The organism is Methyloceanibacter stevinii, assembly GCF_001723355.1.
Taxonomy (GTDB): domain Bacteria; phylum Pseudomonadota; class Alphaproteobacteria; order Rhizobiales; family Methyloligellaceae; genus Methyloceanibacter; species Methyloceanibacter stevinii.
The window spans coordinates 410,907-431,511 of the sequence record NZ_LPWE01000011.1 but is presented as its reverse complement, the minus strand read 5'-3'; the positions used below and the strand labels follow the sequence as shown (position 1 = coordinate 431,511).

At 63.3% G+C, this 20,605-nt stretch carries 16 protein-coding genes; 5 read left to right on the top strand and 11 right to left on the bottom strand.

What is annotated here, in order from left to right; all coding sequences use genetic code 11:
- The first annotated feature begins 92 nt into the window (after positions 1 to 92).
- Positions 93 to 1,889 (top strand): AsmA family protein, encoded by a 1,797-nt coding sequence (locus AUC70_RS08830; RefSeq protein ID WP_069444477.1) that lies wholly within the window; start codon positions 93 to 95, stop codon positions 1,887 to 1,889.
- A gap of 37 nt (positions 1,890 to 1,926) precedes the next feature.
- Positions 1,927 to 3,117, top strand: coding sequence for an extracellular solute-binding protein (locus AUC70_RS08825; protein WP_141702040.1), 1,191 nt, complete (start codon positions 1,927 to 1,929; stop codon positions 3,115 to 3,117).
- 350 nt (positions 3,118 to 3,467) lie between these two features.
- Here the strand turns inward: AUC70_RS08825 and bcsS are convergent, their stop codons facing one another.
- From bcsS to AUC70_RS08785, 8 genes are all read right to left on the bottom strand, one after another.
- A complete protein-coding gene (gene bcsS, locus AUC70_RS08820; RefSeq protein WP_069444475.1) occupies positions 3,468 to 4,253 on the bottom strand; it encodes a cellulose biosynthesis protein BcsS in 786 nt (261 codons plus the stop codon).
- Between the two features lie 174 nt (positions 4,254 to 4,427).
- A complete protein-coding gene (locus AUC70_RS08815) occupies positions 4,428 to 5,612 on the bottom strand; it encodes a calcium:cation antiporter (protein WP_244505553.1) in 1,185 nt (394 codons plus the stop codon).
- Positions 5,609 to 6,346 (bottom strand): proteasome-type protease, encoded by a 738-nt coding sequence (locus AUC70_RS08810; RefSeq protein ID WP_069444474.1) that lies wholly within the window; start codon positions 6,344 to 6,346, stop codon positions 5,609 to 5,611. Before AUC70_RS08810 ends, AUC70_RS08815 begins: the two co-directional genes overlap by 4 nt.
- 20 nt (positions 6,347 to 6,366) lie before the next feature.
- Positions 6,367 to 7,176: a transglutaminase family protein gene (locus AUC70_RS08805; protein WP_069444473.1), complete on the bottom strand. Its 810-nt coding sequence runs from the start codon at positions 7,174 to 7,176 to the stop codon at positions 6,367 to 6,369.
- Between the two features lie 3 nt (positions 7,177 to 7,179).
- Positions 7,180 to 8,139: an alpha-E domain-containing protein gene (locus AUC70_RS08800; protein WP_069444472.1), complete on the bottom strand. Its 960-nt coding sequence runs from the start codon at positions 8,137 to 8,139 to the stop codon at positions 7,180 to 7,182.
- Entirely contained in the window at positions 8,133 to 9,584 is a 1,452-nt protein-coding gene (locus AUC70_RS08795; RefSeq protein WP_069444471.1) for a circularly permuted type 2 ATP-grasp protein, read from the bottom strand. The genes AUC70_RS08800 and AUC70_RS08795 overlap by 7 nt, the downstream gene beginning before the upstream one ends.
- Positions 9,585 to 9,801: 217 nt before the next feature.
- Positions 9,802 to 12,963 carry an efflux RND transporter permease subunit gene (locus tag AUC70_RS08790; protein WP_069444470.1) on the bottom strand — a complete coding sequence of 1,054 codons (3,162 nt, stop codon included), beginning with the start codon at positions 12,961 to 12,963 and terminating at the stop codon, positions 9,802 to 9,804.
- Positions 12,960 to 14,279 carry an efflux RND transporter periplasmic adaptor subunit gene (locus tag AUC70_RS08785; protein ID WP_083241423.1) on the bottom strand — a complete coding sequence of 440 codons (1,320 nt, stop codon included), beginning with the start codon at positions 14,277 to 14,279 and terminating at the stop codon, positions 12,960 to 12,962. Before AUC70_RS08785 ends, AUC70_RS08790 begins: the two co-directional genes overlap by 4 nt.
- A 363-nt stretch (positions 14,280 to 14,642) precedes the next feature.
- Between AUC70_RS08785 and AUC70_RS08780 the strand changes: the two genes are divergently transcribed.
- The 3 genes from AUC70_RS08780 to AUC70_RS08770 are packed head-to-tail and all read left to right on the top strand — an operon-like array spanning position 14,643 to position 17,574.
- Positions 14,643 to 15,851 (top strand): PQQ-dependent sugar dehydrogenase, encoded by a 1,209-nt coding sequence (locus AUC70_RS08780; protein ID WP_425283590.1) that lies wholly within the window; start codon positions 14,643 to 14,645, stop codon positions 15,849 to 15,851.
- A gap of 55 nt (positions 15,852 to 15,906) precedes the next feature.
- Entirely contained in the window at positions 15,907 to 16,536 is a 630-nt protein-coding gene (locus tag AUC70_RS08775) for an SGNH/GDSL hydrolase family protein (RefSeq protein WP_069444649.1), read from the top strand.
- A gap of 45 nt (positions 16,537 to 16,581) precedes the next feature.
- Positions 16,582 to 17,574: an SMP-30/gluconolactonase/LRE family protein gene (locus tag AUC70_RS08770; RefSeq protein ID WP_069444469.1), complete on the top strand. Its 993-nt coding sequence runs from the start codon at positions 16,582 to 16,584 to the stop codon at positions 17,572 to 17,574.
- A 35-nt stretch (positions 17,575 to 17,609) separates the two neighbouring features.
- Here AUC70_RS08770 and AUC70_RS08765 read toward each other — a convergent pair whose 3' ends face one another.
- From AUC70_RS08765 to AUC70_RS16775, 3 genes are all read right to left on the bottom strand, one after another.
- Positions 17,610 to 17,957, bottom strand: a complete 348-nt coding sequence (locus tag AUC70_RS08765) for a hypothetical protein (protein WP_141702039.1) — start codon at positions 17,955 to 17,957, stop codon at positions 17,610 to 17,612.
- Between the two features lie 174 nt (positions 17,958 to 18,131).
- Positions 18,132 to 19,496 carry an efflux RND transporter permease subunit gene (locus AUC70_RS18370; protein ID WP_069444467.1) on the bottom strand — a complete coding sequence of 455 codons (1,365 nt, stop codon included), beginning with the start codon at positions 19,494 to 19,496 and terminating at the stop codon, positions 18,132 to 18,134.
- Entirely contained in the window at positions 19,445 to 20,416 is a 972-nt protein-coding gene (locus AUC70_RS16775) for an MMPL family transporter (protein WP_069444466.1), read from the bottom strand. Before AUC70_RS16775 ends, AUC70_RS18370 begins: the two co-directional genes overlap by 52 nt.
- Between the last annotated feature and the right edge of the window lie 189 nt (positions 20,417 to 20,605).

The following is a 20,605-nucleotide window of genomic DNA, read 5'->3' as shown; positions in this document are numbered from 1 at the left end:
GCACCTGTCGGGGTGCACTGTCCGCCGCTCGTTCACGGACAGCCGATCCGCGCGGGCCGAGCCCATGCAGCCGGGTATGTGGAAGGGTCGGGATGAGGCCGCGCCAATCTATTTGGAAATGGCTTCTTGCCGTACTTCTCGCGATCATCGCCGTCGGCGTTGTAGTTCTGCTCCTGCGGCCTGCCGGGCCCCCGGCAGACCTCCGGGACCGGGTTGAAGCATCCTTTTCAGACTGGACCGGCGGAACGGTGAGGCTCCCAGAGCCACTGCGTGTGCGCTATCTGCCGCCCTCGATCGAGGGTACCTTCTCATTGTCGGGCGCCGCAAAGCTACCGAGCGTCCAAGCCGTGACCGCTCCCAAATTCCGGCTCACCTTGTCACTGCCCGATCTGCTCCTGGGCAGTGTCTCGTTCAGTGCGCTGCGGCTGGACGGGCCGACACTCACGCTCAAACCCGGAGAGGACGCGCGGACTGCGAAAGCGGTGCTCGGGAAGCTCACGGCCTTTCTGGCGGGCGCGCCCCTGGAAAGCGTGCGCATCCATCGAGGCGTGGTCGAACCGGCGACCGGCCAGCCGCTCCTTCGCAAGCTCGATCTCCGGCTGAACACGCGCGGTCAATCCGGCGCGTTGGAAGCCGTGGGCTCGTTCGTCTTCAACGGCGAGCAAGTCACCTTCTCGATGGACCGGGGCAGGACGAGGGAAACCGAAGACGGACAAAGCTCGCCACTCAAACTGAAAGTCACCTCCGCCCCTCTGACGGCCCGCTTCGCGGGGACGATGCAGCTGGGCGACGAACTCGGCGGCGAAGGCCGTCTGGAGGCGACGTTGCCCGACATCCGCCGTTTCCTGGCTTGGGTCGGGGTTGTGTTACCTGAGGGCGAGAGCCTGAAGGATGCGAGCGCCACCGGGCGCGTGCATTGGCTCGGACCGACGCTGACATTCGACGACGGCACCTTTGATTTCGATGGGAACGAGGCCGTGGGCTTGTTGGCGCTTACTGCTGGGGCGCGCCCGCGCATCGACGGCACGCTCGACTTCGAAAGCCTGTCGCTCGACCCGTACCTTACCGGCGCCTCGGCTTCACAGGCGGACGCCCCGCTGTTCGACTGGGTGCTGCTGAAGCATCTCGATGCAGATCTGCGCGTGTCGACAGGCCGTCTATCGGCCGGCGCTCTGCGGCTCGGCGGCGGCGGCCTTACGATCAACGCCAAGAACGGCGTCATCTCCAGCGAGATCGGCTCATTGGAGATTTGCGGCGGCCAGGCCGAGGGGCGGGTCGATCTCGATCTCTCCTCGCCTCGCGTGGAAGCGGCGTTGGCGGGCAGCCTTGCTGACGTCGCGATCGATTCATGCCGGCAATCACTCGGACTGAGCGTGCCGATCACGGGCTCGGGCACGGTGAACACCGATGTGTCGACTGGGGGCACCACGCACGAGGAACTCATTCGCGGCCTTGCAGGCACCGTTTTGGTGACGGCCAAAGACGGAACGCTGCCGATCGATCTGACGACGCTTCTATCCAAGCCGGACGCCGAGGCCACGGGATGGAGCGAGGGCGCGGCCACCCCGTTTTCAGAGCTCAAAGCGGACTGCAGCCTTTCGGCCGGGCATCTGTGGTGCCAGAGCTTTCACATGATCACCGGCGGCAAGCCCGTCTCGGGCGCGGGAGGCCTGGACATCGCGCGTCAAACCCTTGATTGGGACCTGCGAATGGCGGATTCTGAGGTTTCTCCTGATGCCGACGAACCCGTTTCGGGGACCCAACCAGGCATCACGATCAACGGTTCGCTCACGGCTCCGGAGATGGCGCGCGCGCGCGGCGGCGGCTCCAGAGGTCGCCGTACCGGAACAGGACACGGAGAAGCAGTAGCGCACGCCTTGAACGGCTGACTATAACGAAGACGACGACAACCGACGGTCATTGCTTGTGTTGCACCACTCCACCAACCACCGCATTTCCAACGGCATGCCCCGCGGCCGCGTTGCCGCGGCGCTCGCATTCGTCTTGGCATGGAGCATTCCGTCGGCGGCATGGTCGCAACAAACCTTGAACATCGCGACCTGGGGCGGCGCGTATGGCCGCGCCCAGCAGATCGCGCTCTTGGAACCGTATGCGAGGAAGACCGGCACAGCCATCGCCACGGAGATCTATGGCGGCGACGTTGAAAACGTCAGATCACTGATTAAGGACGGCAAGACACCGGTGGACGTCGTGGATGTCTCGGCCGGCGCCCTCAAGACCCTCTGCAACGAAGGTCTCCTGGAGCCTCTCGATCCGGAGTCGCTGAAGACCGACGGCGATGCGGCGGACGATTTCCTGCCGGGGGCCATATCGAAATGCGGCGTCGCCTCCGTCGCCTGGGCCATGGCGATCGTCGCCAACCGGAAGGCGTTCCAGGGCGGCCCGCCGGCAACGATCGGCGCGCTGCTCGATACGGGCCGGTTCCCCGGCAAACGCGCGCTCCCGAACAACGCGCAGCGCACTCTCGAGCTGGTCCTGCTGGCGGACGGCGTCGCGCCAGGCAGCGTCTACCAGGAGCTTGCAACGCCCGAAGGCGCGGACAGGGCCTTTGCCGCTCTCGATAGGATCAAAGGCAACGTCCTTCTGTGGAGTAAGCCCGAGGAAGCGATGGCGTGGGTCGTAACGGGCCGGGCCGCAATGGCTGCCGGCTATAGCGGCCGGATCTTCCGCGCCGCGGTCGTCGACCGCAATCTCGAGATCCTTTGGGACGGACAGATCTACGACCTTGACGCCTGGGCCATTCCAAAGAGCGCGCCGAACAAGGACGAGGCCATGCGCTTCATCCGTTTCGCAACCGAGCCCGCCCAACTGGCCGCCCAAGCTAGGCTCACGTCCTACGGTCCCATGCGGACGTCGGCCCTCGCGCAAGTTGGGAAGCATCCGGCCATCGGCGTGGATATGCAGCGATTTCTCCCCACGGCTCCGGACAACTCCCGGAAAGCACTTCGGTTCGATGAGCTCTGGTGGGAAGAGAACGGCGATGCTTTAAACAAGCGCTTCGCCGCATGGGCTGAGAGCTTGCGCGCGCCGAAGACGGCAAGCCCCGAGCAACCCAAGAGCAATGGGGCGAATGCTCCCTCAGCGAGCGCTCCTTGAGACGCGGGCGATCAAGCGCACACGCGCATCCACAGCACGTAAGAAAGTACGGGTATAAGCGCCACGTCCAATTGCGCTGCCTGCGAGCTTCGTGTCATCCTTTCCGATGGAGCGAGTCTTCGGGTCTTCGTTTTCGAAGCGCAATCATCTTCGAGTCGAGTCCCTTCCTTGACACTCTCTACACAGAACGCACCATCCGAAGGTCCGCTCGCCGGGGCGGTCCGCGTTCAAAGCACTGCCGGGGCGGGGCCGGCAGTGCACTTTGACCGCCAGCCGACGCAAGACAGCCTTCAATGGCGGTCTCCCGTCTCCCTTTTTCAGCGGCGTTTCGGCCGCGCGCAATGATCTCTCTAGAACTTGCGATAGAGGCCAACCGCGAGATAACCACTCGGGTCGCTTAGGAGATAGTCACCCGTAAAACCGCCCGACACAGTTGCTTCGAAAGTCTCGAACTTACCGCGCACGAAAGCGCCGCCGCGTCCCGCGTCGTATTCCTGATTGCCGAGCACGCCGCCTTCAAGTCCGACCGCGAAGATCGGTCCCACGCGGCATCCGATGCGGGTGAGCTGCCAGTACTCTTGGAAGGCCGAGCCATAGGCGCCGTCCGCGGAGAGGAACCAGCGATCGGAGATGTCCGTCCAGGTCTCGAGCGTGAGCCTGAGACCGAGTTCCGTCCCTTGAACCGAGTTGTTCGGATCGAACGGGGTGATGGCCTGGTCGACGGCTTCGATGCCCGCGTAGGTGCGCACAATCGTGCGGCCTCGATGGAACTCATACCCGGCCTGCACGGAGAGAAACGCGACCTCACCGTCAAACATGGTCCGGCGATAGGCGGCACCGTCGAACAGCGTACCTTCATAGTCGTAGGGGCCCCAGGCCCCCACGGCCCGAAGCCGCCAGCCCGGCGCGTCGAACCCCTCGCCAAAGGCATAGCCGCCGCCGACATAGATGCTCGTGTAGTTGTTGGCGGTCTCGACGCCGCCGAAGACTTCGCGCCGTGGCGCTGCCTCATCGGCCTTGGCGACACCTGCTGAGAACAGGGCGCCCGCGGCGGCAGCGAGCAGGACACACAACCCGATGGCCCGGGCGCGGCGGGTAGCCTCACCCGCCGTGTCGCCTAGCCGGTCCGCCGTCACGCGCCTGCTCCACCTGTGGTTGTCGATCAGCCATCGTAGACGGCGCGTTGCAAAAACCCCGGCAACCACGTTGTGCGGAAGCGCTTAGGTCACAACCATTGGTAGTCAAATGCGTGCTTTGTTCCCCACAAGTTGGCAGAAAATGCTCCTGGCCGCGGGGCCGCGACGCGAGCGCTAGGGCTTGAAGATCAGGAGCACATAGGTGCCGAACAACACCAGATGCACGAAGCCCAGCAGAATGTTGGTGGGCGCGCCCGAAAAGGTGATGTGGCACACGAAGAGCGTCACCGAGAGCAGAACGATGTCGACCGAGCTGAGGCCAAGCTTGAGAGGGGTTCCGGTGAACAAACTGATCGCCAGCATGACAGGCACGGTCAGTCCGATGGTCGAGAGCGCGCTGCCGAGACTGAGATTGACGGCGCGCTGCAACTGATCACGCATGGCCGCTTGAAGCGCGGCCGTCCATTCGGGCGACAGGATCAGCATGGCGATCACCACGCCGCCCAAGGCGTTGGGCAAGCCGATCTGTGCGATGCCATGGTCAAGAAGCGCTGCCAGGGGCTTCGACAGCAGAACGACCGGCAGCAGCGTGGCGAGCAGCAGCACCGCGTGGACAGGGCCGGAATAGGTCGGGCCGTGATGGCCGGAGTCGGCCATGTCCGTGTCGGAACCGCTTGGCGTGACGGCAGGGGTCTGCCCTACCCCCTTGCCCGCGCCGGTGAGTTTCGGCTGCACGAAGAATTTCCGATGCCGCGTCGTTTGGATTCTGAGAAACGCCGCGTAGAGAAGCGCCGTCATCGCGCCGATGACGATCGCTTGCTGCCATTGGAGTGTCGGCCCCGACGTCGATTCCGTGAAAGTCGGGATCACCAGCGCCAGGAAGGCGAGCGGCGTGATGACCGCAAGGTAAGCCAGCGCACCTTGCAGATTGTATTGCTGTTGCACGTAGCGCAGACCGCCGACCGCGAGCACCGTTCCGACCATCCCGTTGAGGACGATCATGAGAATGGCGAACATGGTTTCGCGGGGCAGCGTGGGGTTGGGCGTCTTGCCCAGCATGACGGTCGCGAGAATCGCGACTTCGATACTGATGACCGAGAGGGTCAGGATCAGCGTGCCATAAGGTTCGCCCAGGAGTTCGGCCAGGGCGTCCGCATGGCGTACGACGCCGAACGCGCACCAAATCATGACCCCGAACAGCCAGACGAACATGAGGCCAAGCCACGGCAGGCTGTCCAGGTAGCCGAGCCACCCCTTACCGACGGTGAAGAAAAGCACCGTGGTCACGATGCCCGCAATGAGACCGGACTCGGCGCGCAGGATGCCAAGGAGAGTCTGGGGTACGCCCGCCGCGGTCACAGGACCCAGCCGGGGTCGTGGCCAACATTATGGAAGGCATTGAGGAGCGCCGTCCCCCACCCCTCGCGAAGCTCCTGCAGATACGGGTTGTCTTCTTCGAGCCGAATGGTGAAGGCACGGCTCAGCGTGTCGCGCCGGTAGATCATCAGGTCGATGGGCGGTCCCACCGAAACGTTCGAGCGCATTGTCGAATCGAAGGAAATCAAGGCGCACTTGGCGGCGTCCGTCAAACTCGTCTCCCGCCGCAGGACCCGGTCGAGGATAGGCTTGCCGTATTTGACCTCACCGATCTGGAAATAGATCGTGTCGCCCATGGCCTCGATGAAGTTGCCCGCGTCGTAGATCTGAAACAGCCGGAGCCTGCCCCCCCGCACCTGACCGCCGAGCACAAACGAGGCGGAGAAGTCGATGTCGTGCTGCTGCAAATAACCGGAATCGACCTTGTGGACCTGGCGCAGGGCCCGGCCGATGATCCGCGCGGCCGTGAACATCGAGGTGGCGGCGTAGAGATCCTTCTCCGGGTCGTCGGACTCCAGCCACTCTCCGATGAGGCTGATCACCCCTTGCGTGAGCGACAGATTGCCCGCCGTGAGCAGGGTGAAAAATCGTTCGCCCGGACGTTCGAAGGTGAACATCTTACGGAAGGTCGAAACGCGATCGATGCCGGCGTTGGTGCGAGAATCGGACGCGAGCACCACCCCTTCATCAAGCAGAATACCGACGCAATACGTCACTGATCCTACCGTCCCCGGCTTTATTGCTGATTTGGAAAACTGACGCGGACACTCATTTCTTCGTCACCGCCGCCTGCCCGAACGCCGCGCATGGGACCAGCTTCGGAATAATCGAGACCGATAGCGGTCCGGACATACGACTCATCTGGGCAAGCGCGATTGGTGGGATCGAACCCCACCCAGCCGAGAGAGTCAACGAATGCCTCAGCCCAGGCATGACTGGCCGTGTGGGCGTCGTGGCCTATGCCTTGGGTCATATACCCGCTGACATAGCGGGCCGGAATGTCGAGAGAGCGGGCGGCCGCGCAAAAAATATGCGCGAGATCCTGGCACACGCCACTGCCCTGCTCCATAGCCTCGGCGCCCGTCGTGTGGACGTGGGTTTCGCCCGGCTTGTAGGCGACCGCCTTGGCGATGGCCAGCATGATGTTGTGCAAGACCTCGATCCGGTCCTTCTCGTCCTTGCCCTGGGCCGCAATCGCGAGTTCGCGGATCGGCTCCACCGCCACGGTCGCCGGCGTCTCGCGAAGATACAGCATGACAGGCAGCTCGGGGGACGCCACGCCGACGACGCCGCTGGTATCGCGCGTCCGCACAAGGCCGCTGACCCGGATATCGAGACGTTCGACGGGCTTCGTCACCGTGAGCGTATGGCATGCGTTGCCGTATTGGTCATGCCAGGGCGTCGTCGTGGCGCCCGGACAAATCAGGGCCCAATTCTCCACCGCCTGGGTGCGGCCGGAAAGCGGGGTCATGCGCAAGTACTGCGTCGTCGCCAGGAGCGGCTCCGTGTACTCGTAGGACGTGGAATGCTCGATGCGGATCAGCATGCGCTAGACGGCCTCCGCCATCACCATCGGGGTCATCAGGAAGTCTTCTTGGATCTGCGACCCCAAGGCGTGGTTGTCCTCGATGAAGCGGGTCAGATACTCGTGCAGCCCTTCGCGGAACACGGCCTGGATCTGCCCGTAGCAGAGTTGCGCGTGGGTCTGGCCCGCGAGCCGGCGGCACTCCAGCGGCTTCTCCTTGGACAGCTCGTCCAAGGTCGACAGTACGATGGCGTAGCAGTGATGCAGGGAGCGCGGCATGTCTTCCCGCAGGATCAGTAGCTCGGCCACGCGCCAGGGATAGATCGTGTCGTGGTAGATGCGCCGGTACGCGCGGTATGCGCCAACCGAACGGAGCAGCGCAGCCCACTGATAGTAGTCAACGTAGCCGCCGACCTTCTCGGTATCCGGCAGCAGGACGTGGTACTTCACATCGAGGATGCGGGCCGTGTTGTCGGCACGCTCGATGAAGGTGCCAAGGCGCAAGAACCGGAAGCCGTCGTCGTGGAGCATGGTGCCGAAGACCACGCCCCGAAAGAGATGGGACCGCTCCTTGACCCAGTCGAAGAAATCCCGAAAGCCCCACCGCTCGACTTCGTCGTAGTCGAAACTCTGCATCTGCAGCCAGGTCGCGTTCAGGGTTTCCCACGCCTCGCTCGATATCGAGGCCCTGCGGGCACGTGCATTTTCGCGCGCATTGCGAATAAGCGAGTAGATCGATCCGTTGTTCTCTGGGTCCAGCGCGACATAGCGCACGAGGTTCTCGTGAGTCAGCGCGTCGTAACGCTCGTGGAAATCATCGTCGCCCGGCGCGATGGTCAGGATCGGCTCGAACTGTTCTTCCCGGCCGAGCGAAGTCGGCAGCAGGGCGAGCCGGAAACTCACCTCGAGCATGCGGGCGGTGTTCTCGGCACGCTCCATGTTGCGCGCCATCCAATACAGATCCTCGGCGGTCCGGCTCAGCATGCTCCACGCTCCAAAACCCAAGTGTCCTTCGTCCCGCCGCCTTGGCTCGAATTGACGACCAGCGACTTCTCGCGAAGCGCCACACGCGTCAGGCCGCCCGGTATGACGGACGTCTCGTTGCCCGAGAGCACGAACGGCCTCAGGTCCACATGACGCGGCTCGATGTTGCCGTTGCACAGGGTCGGCGAGGTGGAAAGTGTGAGTGTCGGCTGAGCGATGAAATTGGCCGGGTCCTGCAGCACGCGCGCCTTGTAGGCCTCCTGCTCCGCCTTGGTGGAGGCCGGCCCAATCAGCATGCCGTAACCGCCGGAGCCCTGGACCTCTTTCACAACGAGATTCTCGATGTTCTGGAGAACGTGCTGGCACTGCTTGGGATCGCGCAGCATGTAGGTCTGAACGTTGTTCAGAATCGCGTGCTCGCCGAGATAAAACTCGATCATGCGGGGCACGTAAGTGTACATGGCCTTGTCGTCGGCCACGCCGGTTCCGAGCGCGTTGGCGAGGGCGACATGGCCTGCGCGGATCACCGACAGAAGGCCGGGAACCGCGAGCAACGACCCGGGATAGAACGCGAGCGGGTCCATGAAATCGTCGTCGAGACGGCGATAGATCACATCGACGCGGACCGGACCCTCGGTCGTGCGCATCCAGACATAGCCATCGCGCACGAACAGATCGACGCCTTCGACAAGATCGATGCCCATCTGCTCGGCGAGAAATACATGTTCGAAATAGGCGCTGTTGTAGCGGCCGGGCGTCAGCAGCACGACGACCGGGTCTTCCGCCCCGCCCGGCGCGACAGCGCGCAAATTCTCCAACAGGCGTTCGGGGTAGTTGCCGACCGGCGACACGGCCTGGCCGTTAAAGGCGTCCGGGAACAGCCGCATCATGATTTCCCGGTTCTCGAGAAGATAGGACACGCCCGACGGGGTGCGGACATTGTCCTCGAGCACGAAGAAGTCGCGCTCGCCCGTGCGGACGAGATCGACGCCGGCGACGTGCGCGTAGACCCTTCGGAAGATCAACACCGATCTCGGGCCGAAGGCGGGGTTCTTGAACACGAGCTCCGCCGGGACGAGCTCGGCCTTCAGAATCTCCTGGTTGTGATAGATGTCGTACAGGAACATGTTGATTGCCTTCACCCGCTGAAGGCAACCGCGCTCGACCAGATCCCATTCGGAGTGGTGCAGGATTCGCGGGATCAAATCGAAGGGGATCAGGCGCTCGGTCGAACCGCCTTCCGTATAGACGGCGAAGGTGATGCCAAGCCTGCGGAAGAGCGCATCGGCGGCTTCTTGCTTGGTCGCAAGAGATTCGAGCGAAAGGCCGTCGAGGAACTTGGCGAGCTGCTTATAGGCAGGCCGCACATTGCCCTCGGAATCCTTCATCTCATTGAAAAATTTGGCGTAATACTCGGCAGAGTCCGTCGGAACTTCCCCTGCCATCAGCGTCTCTGTGTCTTGCGGCAAACTCAGCCGTCTCCATTAAGCGCCTTGGATCGCCCGTTCCTCACGTCCGTTTCCGTCCCGTAGTCGTATTTTTTAGGCATCATAGTCGGATGCTACTGGATTGGGCAACACCGGCCTGAGCTTGCCCACCGCAACGAGGTCCCAAGGCCGTGACACGAGCATCCGGTCCCGCAGCCTTCGGACGCAAAACGCCCTACTCCGCAGGCTTGGCGCTCTCTTCCTCCGGCAACTTCCGGTCCGGCATGAACTTCCGCACCACGACATAGAAGATCGGCGTGAAGATCAGGCCGAACGCCGTAACGCCCAGCATGCCAGAGAACACGGCCGTGCCCAGGGACTGGCGCATCTCAGAGCCGGCCCCGGTCGCGATGACGAGCGGCACGACACCGAGAATAAAGGCCAGTGCCGTCATCAGAATCGGCCGCAAGCGCACGCGCGCCGCCTCGACCACGGCCTGGAACCGGTCCTGGCCTTGCTCCTCGTTCTGCCGCGCGAATTCGACAATCAGAATGGCGTTCTTCGCGGCCAAGGCAATCAAGACGACAAAGCCGACCTGTCCCAGAATGTTGATGTCCATCCCGCGCAGCATCAATCCACTGACCGCGGCTAGCAAACACATGGGCACGATCAAGATGACAGCGAGCGGCAAGCCCCAGCTCTCATATTGAGCGGCGAGCAGCAGGAACACGAACACAACCGCCGCGGCGAATACAAAGATGGCGGTGTCGCCGGCTTGTTTCTCTTGATAGGCGAGCTCGGTCCATTGGTAGGAATAGCCTTCGGGAAGGACTTCGGCCGCGAGCCGCTCCATGGCCTCCAATCCGTAGCCGCTCGAAAAGCCCGGTTTCGTTCCGCCTTGCACGGCTGCCGCGGGAAACAGGTTGAAGTGCTCAACCCGGTACGGCCCGGTGATGTCGCGGAACGCGGCCACAGAGCCCAGCGGCACCATTTCGCCTGCCGCATTGCGCGCCTGGAGTTGCGATATCGCGTGCAGATCCTGGCGGAACTTGCCGTCCGCCTGCGCGGTCACGCGGTACACGCGCCCGAGGAAGTTGAAGTCGTTCACGTATTGTGAGCCGAGGTAGACCTCGAGCGTCTGGAAGATGTCGTCCGCGTTCACACCGAGCATTTCGGCGCGCACCCGGTCAATATCCGCGTAGACACTGGGCGTACCGGTGTTGAAGGTCGTGAACACGCGCGAAAGACCGGGGTCCTGGTTCGCCGCGCCCATCAACGTCTGCGCGACTTCCGCAAGTTGCGACAACGGCGCGCCCTTCGTGTCCTGCACCTCCATCTTGAAGCCGCCCGTGGTGCCGATTCCGCGCACCGGCGGCGGCGAGATGCTCAAGATGAACGCATCCTCGATGGACGCGAAGCCCTGGTTGAGCGCACCGGAGATGGCGGCCGCGCTCAGGCCCTTTTTCGCCCGCTCCTGGAACGGCTCGAGCGGCGTGAAGACCACTGCCGAGTTCGAGTTCGTGGTGAAGGTGGCACCGTCCAGGCCGACGATCGGAACCGCATGGGCAACGCCCGGCGTCTCGAGGGCGATCTTGGTCACCTTCAGGGCCACCTCGTCGGTACGGGACAAGGCCGCGCCTGGCGGCAACTGGATGATGTTGATGAGATAGCCGAGATCTTGGTTCGGAATGAAGCCCGTCGGCGCCGCGCGGAACTGAAAGACGGTCAACCCGATCAGTCCGGCATAGATCGCCAGCATGATGCCGGACATGCGCAAGAGCCGGCCCGTGAGCGCGCCATACTTGTTCGCCACCCAATCGAAGCCACGATTGAAGACACCGAAGGCCCGGTCGAGCACCCGTCCGATCAGTCCCTTTTTCTCGCCGGCCTCATGCGGCTTGAACAGCAGCGCGCACAGTGCCGGACTCAAGGTCAGTGACACGACGAGTGAGATCAGCGTGGCTGTCGCGATGGTCACCGCGAACTGGCGGAAGAACTGGCCGAGAATGCCGCTCAGGAACAGCGTCGGGATGAACACCGCGCAAACGACGAGGGTCATCGCGATCAGCGCGGTGCCGACCTCGTCCATCGTGCGGTAAGCCGCTTCACGCGGCTTGAGGCCCTCACGAATGTTACGTTCGACATTCTCCACCACCACGATCGCGTCGTCGACCACGATGCCGATCGCGAGCACCAAGCCGAATAGCGACAGGTTGTTCAGCGAATACCCGATCGCCGAAAGCACAGTGAACGTGCCCACGAGCGAAATCGGAATTGCGACGATGGGGATCAGCGACGCGCGCCATGTCTGGAGGAAGATGACGATGACGAGCACCACCAGGATGACGGCCTCGAACATCGTATGCAGCACGGCCTCGATCGATTCGGAGATAAAGACCGTCGGGTTGTAGACGATGTCGTAACGCAGACCGGCCGGGAAGGACTTCGAAAGCTCCTCCATGGCGGCCTCGACCTCGGCGGCCGTATCGAGCGCATTGGAGCCCGGACGCTGGAAGATGCCCATCGGGATCGCGATGCGGCCATCGAGATAGCCATTCAGGTTGTAGTCCGCGGCCCCAAGTTCCACCCGGGCCACGTCGCGCACCCGCACGACACGCCCCTCCCCCTCGACCTTCACAATGATATTGCCGAAGTCCTCGGGCGTCGTCAGACGCCCTTGCGTCTCGACATTGAGCTGAAAGGCTCCAGGCTGGGGCACCGGCGGCTGGTTGATCACGCCGGCCGCGACCTGCACGTTCTGTCCGCGCAAGGCGCTGATGACATCGCCCGCGGTGAGATTGCGGAGGGCCAGCTTGTCGGGGTCGAGCCAGACGCGCATCGCGTAGTCTCGCGCGCCGAAGATCCTGACATTTCCGACGCCGTCGATACGCGACAGCACATCCCTCACATGCAGCGTCGCATGGTTCGAGACGTACAGCATGTCGCGGCTATCGTCGGGCGAACTCAGATGGATCACCATCATGAGGTCCGGCGACTGCTTCACGACCTGGACGCCAAGCGAGCGCACTTCCTCAGGCAGACGCGGGGTCGCGATCGCGACGCGGTTCTGCACCAGCACCTGCGCCGTATCGAGGTCCGTGCCCAACTTGAACGTCACGGTCAGCGACATCGAGCCATCGCCGGTCGACTGAGACGTCATGTAGATCATGTCGTCCACGCCGTTCACTTCCTGCTCGATGGGCGTGGCGACGGTATTGGCGACGATCTCGGCGGACGCGCCCGGATATTGCGCCGTCACCTGAATCGATGGCGGCGCGATCTCGGGATACTGTGAAACCGGCAAGCTGAAATAAGCGACGCCGCCGATCAGCGTAATGAGGATCGAGATAACGGCGGCGAAGATCGGCCGGTCGATGAAGAAGTGCGAGAGCTTCATTGAGCGGAGGCCTGTTGCCCTTTAGGTTTGATTTCGCCGGGCTGCGGCGTGACCTTCTGACCGGGCCGCGCCCTCAACAACCCGTTGATGACGACCTTGTCGTCGCGGGTGATGCCACTCCGGACGACACGCAAGCCGTCATCCGTCACAGAACCAAGCTCCACGGGTTTCGGCACGACCGTCCCGTCTTCGGCCACGGTGAACAGCAGTTTTGTCGACTGGTCCGTGACCACGGCGGCGTCGGGCACGAGCATCGTCGGCTTCTCCTGGGACATGGGCACGCGCACGCGGCCGAACTGTCCGGGCGTGATGAACAGGTCCTTGTTGGGAAACGATGCGCGGACGCGGATCGTGCCGGAGGAACGGTCGTATTGGTTGTCGACGAAGTCGATCGCGCCCTTCAGCGGCCAGTCCGTCTCGTCCATGAGCTGGCCTTCGACCGCCACGCTGTTGGTGCGGGCGGACTGCACCTCGCCTTTCTGGATGAGGCGCTTGTAGGTCATGCCGTCGCCCTCGCTGATGTTGAACATCAGCCAGATCGGATCGAGCGAAACAATGGTCGTGAGCAACGTCGTCTCGCCGGGGCCGCCGACGACCAGGTTGCCGACACTCACTTCGTGACGGCCCACACGGCCGGAGACGGGCGCCAGAACGCGCGTGTAGTCAAGGTTCAACTGCGCCTGATCGACTTCCGCGCGAGCCTTGTCGCGAGCCGCCGTCGCGTTCTTCACTTCCGCGGCGCGCTCGTCGAAGGTCTGCCCCGAGGCATAGCTTTTCTTATGCAGCTCAGCCGTGCGCTCAAGCTGCACCTTGGCAAGGTCGAGTTGGGCCTCGGCTTGGACAAGGTCGGCCTTGGCCGAGTCCAGCGCAATTTCGAACGGACGCGGCTCGATGACGAAGAGAAGATCGCCCTTCTTCACCAATTGTCCGTCTTTGAAATTGACCGATTCCAGGTAGCCGCTGACTCGGGCGCGGATCTCGACGGATTCCTGAGCCATGAACTGTCCCGTGAAGTCACTCCATTCCCGCAGCGTCTCGACCAGCGGCGCGGACACCGTGACCGGTGGCGCGGGCGGCGCGCCGCCGGGAGCGCCTGCCTGTTGCGCTTCCTGAGGAGCGGACATGTACCAGTACACGAGCCCGGCCACGGCCAGCACAGCCAGCGTGATGAAAAGGAGTCTGCCGCCACGGCCCGACGCGGCCGCTTCCTGTTCCGATCCGGACGGCGGCTTGGATGCCGGCGTATCGGACACGGATGGCTTGCCGCCCTTCGAGTCCTGTGCCTCGCGCTTGGCGCTTTCGTTTCTCTGCTGCATTCTAATGATCCGAGGAGGATGACTACCGTCGCCCGCAAGACTGCGATTCACGACTTCGCCGTGGGGCTTATCACATTATCTCACCCGCCTGCACGGTCCCATAGGCTGAAAGGCCGCAATGTCGCAGCGGGGCACCCAAAAACCCAAACAGCCGAAGCACTTAATGGCCGTTTCACACCAATTTGACCGCCGACGTCCCATCCCTGCCCAGGTTTGGCCAAAGTTGGCGCCCGCGAGGATCCGAAGCTCCATGCATAGACGTCTGATCACCGGTCTCTTCGCCGCTTTGGTTTGCGTGCTTCTGCCGGGCTGCGGCGAGGAGGCTACCTTGCCCGTATCGGCCGGCACGGCCCGAACCCTGAATTGCCCCCGCCTGTCGAAACCACGTTGCCCACGGTCGTGATCGCCGAAGCGACAGGCTGGCCGGATGGAAAGGCACCGCAAGCCGCGGACGGCCTGACAGTGAACGCCTTCGCCTCGGATTTGGACCATCCGCGCATGCTCTATGTCCTCCCCAATGGCGACGTGCTGGCCGCCGAGAGCGCCGCGCCGCCGCAACCCGGCATGACCGACGGGATTATGGGGCACCTGATGAAGCTCGGCATGTGGTGGGCAGGTGCCGGTGTCGAGAGCCCCAACCGGATCACGCTTCTGCGCGACGGCGACGGCGACGGCGTGGCCGAGACGCGCACGACGTTTCTGTCAGGGCTCAATTCGCCCTACGGCATGGCGCTCGTCGGCGACAGTTTCTACGTGGCGAACACCGACGGCATCGTCCGCTTCCCCTACAGAGCCGGCGACACAGAGATTTCCGGAAAGGGCGAACCGGTTGCGGAGCTCCCCGCCGGTCCGGTCAACATCCACTGGGTCAAGAACATCGTCGCCAGCCCTGACGGCACGAAGCTCTATGCGTCGGTAGGCTCCAACAGCAATGTTGGCGAACGCGGTTTCGACAGCGAGGCCGGACGCGCGGCGATCCACGAGATCGATCTCGACAGCGGGTCCTCGCGCCTGTTCGCGTCGGGCCTTCGCAATCCCGTGGGTCTCGCATTTCAGCCCGACAGCGGTACGCTGTGGACCTCGGTCAACGAACGGGACGAACTCGGCAGCGACCTCGTGCCGGATTACATGACCTCAGTCCAGGAGAACGGCTTCTATGGCTGGCCCTACAGCTATTACGGCGACCACGTGGATGCGCGGGTCCAGCCGCAGCGCCCCGATCTCGTGAAGACGGCGATCGTGCCCGACTATGCACTCGGACCGCATACCGCCTCGCTCGGGCTTGCCTTCTACACCGGCGACCTGTTCCCCGAGCGCTTCCGGGGCGGCGCCTTCGTCGGCCAGCACGGGTCCTGGAACCGCCGGCCTCCGAGCGGCTACAAGGTGATCTTCGTGCCGTTCGAGGGCGGCATGCCGTCGGGAGAACCCGAGGACATCCTCACGGGGTTTCTCGGCGCGGACGGCAAGGCCTACGGGCGCCCCGTCGGCGTGGCGGAAGACCGGACCGGAGCCCTGCTCGTGGCCGACGATGTGGGCAATACTGTTTGGCGCGTTGCGCCGGCCGCACAATGACGGCGAGACTGACGAAAGCCGACTTGGGCGGCACCAAGCGACCGGGGAGACATCCGTGACGAAAACCATCCTGTGCTTCGGCGACTCCATCACCTGGGGCTACAATCCTAAAGACGGAACGCGGTTTGCGCCGGAAGACCGCTGGCCCCGCGCGTTGGAAGCCGCGCTGCAGGGGCGGGTCCGGGTGGTCGAGGAAGGGCTGAACGCACGGACGCTCGCCACGGACGATCCCGCGCGTCCCTATCGCAACGGGATGGCGATGCTGCCGCCGCTCCTGGAGAGCCATGCGCCGCTCGATGTGGTCGCGGTCATGCTGGGGACGAACGACAGTGCGCCCTGCTATGGGCTCACCGCGGGCCGGGCCGGCATCAATCTCATGGCGATGGTCCGGGCGGTGAACGCGAGCCAGGCAGGCCCTGGCGGCACAGCGCCGAAGATGGTGGTGATCGCCCCGCCGCCGCTTGGATCGTTAAGCCCGGAAATGTCACTGATGTATTCCGGCGGGCAAGGCACCTCGCGGGGGCTCGCCGGCGCCTATGAAACCGTCGCCAAGCGTTTCGGCATCGGTTTTCTCGACGCGGGCGAAGTCGTCAAGGTGAGCGCTGTCGACGGCGTGCACCTCGATCCGGAAGCACAGCGCACGCTCGGCGTCGCGGTCAGCAAGGTTGTGGAACCGTTGTTATAGACGCGTGCTATAGGCGTTTTCGCGCCGCTCGAACGGAGGTCTGACATGACGGACGAAAGAGCCAAGCAAGAAGCCGACAGCTACACCTGCTTCCAGGCCGGATTCCGGAAGGTCCTCGGCAAAGACTTCGAACGGCGCGTCCTGATCGAGACAAACGCCCATGAGGGCCCGGTCTATGTCGCCGCCGAACACGCGCTGTATTTCACCACCGTGCCGGAACCGGGCCCCAAGAACATCGCCATCATGCGGCTTGGCTTGAAGGGCGACAGGTTTCCCTTCGAAGCGGGCACGCTCGAGGTCGTGCGGCAGCCGTCGAACATGGCGAACGGTATGTGCCTCGACCGCAAGGGGCGGCTTCTGATCTGCGAACAAGGCACGCTGGATGAGCGGGCGCGGATCAGCCGGATGGACCTTGCGACGCGCGCCCTGAAAACGATCGTCGATTCCTGGCGCGGGATGCCGCTCAACTCGCCGAACGATATCGTTGAGAAGTCGGACGGCACCGTGTGGTTCACCGATCCCAATTACGGCGAGCTGCAAGGCTTCAAACCGGCCGCCAAGATCGGCGCCTATGTCTATCGCTACGACCCCGCGAGCGGCGAAACGGCCGTGGTGGCGGACTCGTTCAACAAGCCGAACGGCCTCGCCTTCTCACCCGACGAAAGCGTGCTGTACATCACCGACACGGGCGCCAATCAGGCTCCCGGCACCTATTTCGTGAACCTGCCGCACCACATCCGCGCTTTCGACGTGCACACGGGCGGTCACCTGCGCGGCGACAGACTGTTCGCGACGGTGTCGCCGGGCTGCCCGGACGGGATCAAGCTCGATACGAAAGGACGGGTCTACACCTCGTCGGCGACGGGCGTGCAGGTCTTCTCACCGGAGGGCGACCTTCTGGGCGAGATAGCCGCGCCGGGCGTCGCCAACTTCACCTTTGGCGGCCCGAAGAACGATGTGCTCTTCATCTTGGGCGACACGCAAATCTGGCAGGCCAAGGTCAAGGCGAAAGGCGTTTCGACCTCAGACGGGTCGTGATCCTTGGGCGTGGCACGCCCCTGCCAGCGGCAAGCCTAACGCCGGTTGAGGATGACTTCGCCTTCGCCCCGCGGGCTCTTGAACGTCACCGTCTGCGTTTCACCCTCGACGACAACGCGGACCCGGCCGCTGACGTCGTACTGCGTGAGGATGAATTCGCCGGTGTAGACACCCGGACGCACTTCCAGAAGTTCGCCGATCTGCTTCATCATCTTCGACGTAGAGGCGCACTGGGCGACGACACCGAAGACCTTGGCGCTTTCCTGCTTATAGCTGACGCGGCACCGGACCTTCTCAGTCGGCCCTTCAGTCTGGGTGACCGTGCCCTCGCCGCTCCATTCTCCGGCCAGCGCGGCTGCCGATGCTGCTGTATTCGGCGCCACTGCCACTATGAGGGCAAGCAGTGCGAACCCAAAAAACGCGCGTCCGGTGACCTGCGCAAATTCCCGACCTGGCACCATCGAACTCCCGCGCGAAAGACGGTTCCCCATCACTTGCATAAATGTACCTCCGCTCATTGCCCACTGAGCATGATGGCTGAAGCCCCCAATCCGCCATCAATGCCGCGATCCGCTCTTCTTTAGCGGACCACCTTCCAGGATTGCAATCGTTGCGGGGAGTATCAGTAGGTTCGCCAACAGGGCCGTGGCAAGCAACATAATGGCGACTTCGCCGAAAAGACGCAGATTCGGCAGCTGACTCAACAGTGTTGCGGCGAATCCGGAGATCAAAACAACCGTCCCGACCGTCAGAACCGGCCCAATCGTGGTCAGCGTCTCTTCCAGCGCCGGACGCACGGCCCGGCCGTGAGAGCGCATCAAGCCGTAATAGTTGAGAATGTGGATCGTGTTGTCGACCGCGATACCGAATCCGATGGTAAAGGCGACGACGCTGGTGAACTGCAAGCCCAACCCGGAGAGATAGAGGAACCCGGCGACGACCATGATCGGAAGAAGATTGGGCAAGACACAGTAGAGGCCCGCGCGCACCGACCGGAACACCAGACCGACAAGCATGATGTTGAGGCAGATCGCGAGAAGAAGACTTCTGTTCAGCTGCGCGATCATCTCGTAGCTCGCTTTCGCGGAAAGAACCGAGAGGCTCGTCGCCGTGAAGACCACCCCCGGATAGGCGGCACGCAACTTATCGAGTTTGCTTTCCAGCTCCTTCACCACCGGCAGGAGATCCGCGGCATCCGTCCCTGGGAAATACCCGGTGACAAGCGTCGAGTTGTCGTCCACCGATAGGATTCTATCCATGAGCGGCGTCTTGGCTTCCTGGAGGAGGCCGAAGAATTGATCTTCGGTCATTTCGCCGGCAACCGCCCAACTTTCGATGCCATGGAGCGACGTCACGCTGCGTATCAGAGGCAAACCGGCGACGATCCCATCGACCTTGTTCACGAGCTCCGCGCTTTCGGGGCTGTCTATACGCGTGCCCGGCGGCATCTGAATATGGACGAAGATATTCTCGGTTCCCGCCAGCCGGTCGTCGATGGCGTTCATGGCGAGATGCGCCGGGCTGCGCTCGGGCAGGTACTCCCGATATTGATAGCGGGGACTGATCTGAGCGTAGAGCACGCCGGCGCTGACCAAGAGGATGAGACCGCATCCGAGCACCAGCCGCGGCCGCACCAAAGCGAAATGGGCAACGCCGTGGCAACAACGGCTTGCCGCGCCGAAGGCTAGATCGGCTTTGTTTCCAAGCGACTTTTTCTTCTTCACACGGCTGAAGAGCAGAAAGGCCAGCGACGGCACGACCGTGATGGTGACAAGGTACGCAATCGCCGTGCCGATCGCCGCCGTGAGTCCGAAGCCCGCCACGATCTTCAGCGGCACAAGGGTGAGCGAGAACAGCGCGATTGCCGTGGTCAGCGAGGCCAGCACACAGGCGGGCCCGATCTCGCGCACGGACCGGTCCACGGCCTCGTAGACCTCGGCGCCTCTGCGAGCTCGCGTCTGACCTTGAAGAGAAGATGGAGCGAGCTTGCCACTACGAGCACGATGACGAGGGCCGGCACGACCCCGCTCATGACGTCGACCTCCGTTCCGCGCAAACCCGTGATCCCGCCCAGCCAGATCACAGCGATGACGGACGGAAGCGCCGCCACGCAGACATAGGTGATGCTGTGGAAGAAGAGCCAGGAGATGAGCAGGACGATCAGGAACCCGACGGAGATGAACGTCATCTGGTCGGCCATGAGCGATGAGACAATTTCGAGGCGCAAGAACGACAGACCCGAATATTGGACCGTCATGTCGGTTCCTTCGAGCATGCGCTCCGTCACATCGCGCAACTCACTCGCCACGACGCGCAAGTCGTCGATATCCGGGTAAGGCTGCATCGCGATCACGAAGAGCGTGGTCTGCCCATCCGGCGACAGGAGCTTTTTGGCCACGAGCGGATGGTGAAGGATCGCTTCTTTCGCCTCCGGCAAATCCTTCTCCGTGATCTCCGGAGGGAAGAGCGGCTCGGCGCCGCCGGCATTGTCCGGCGGATGGCGGGCCGAAAACATCGACACGACATCGCGCACGCCATTCGCGAAGCTCAGCTCGAGATGGAGATCGCGCAGGCGCTCGAGATTCTTGACCGTGAAGAGATTGTCGGACCGGATGAGAAGCAGGACATCCTGGCCGCTGTCCGGATACTGCTCCTCGACCAGCTGGAACTTGGCGTAGTCGACGGTCCCGGAACGGAAGATCTCGCGAATATCGCTCGAGAACCCGACTTTCGTCGAGAAGTAGGCCAGCGGCAGCGTAATCAAGACGATGAGCAGAAGGGTCGCGCGCGGAAAGCGCAGGGCAACAAGCCCAATCCTCTCGAGCCCAAAACCAGCCGACATCAGGCGCAGAGTCTCCCAGGCCTCGAAATGGGCTGCATCGCCGACATCGCATTTCCCCCCAAACTTGACCGCCCACGCCGACGGCCGGCGCAGATCCTAGAATCGCGCCCCCCTTCAGTCCATTAGAGCACGAGCCGGGGGGCGATGCCCAGGGCTCGGTTCGCGGGCCCGAGAGGGCCGACTCCCCTC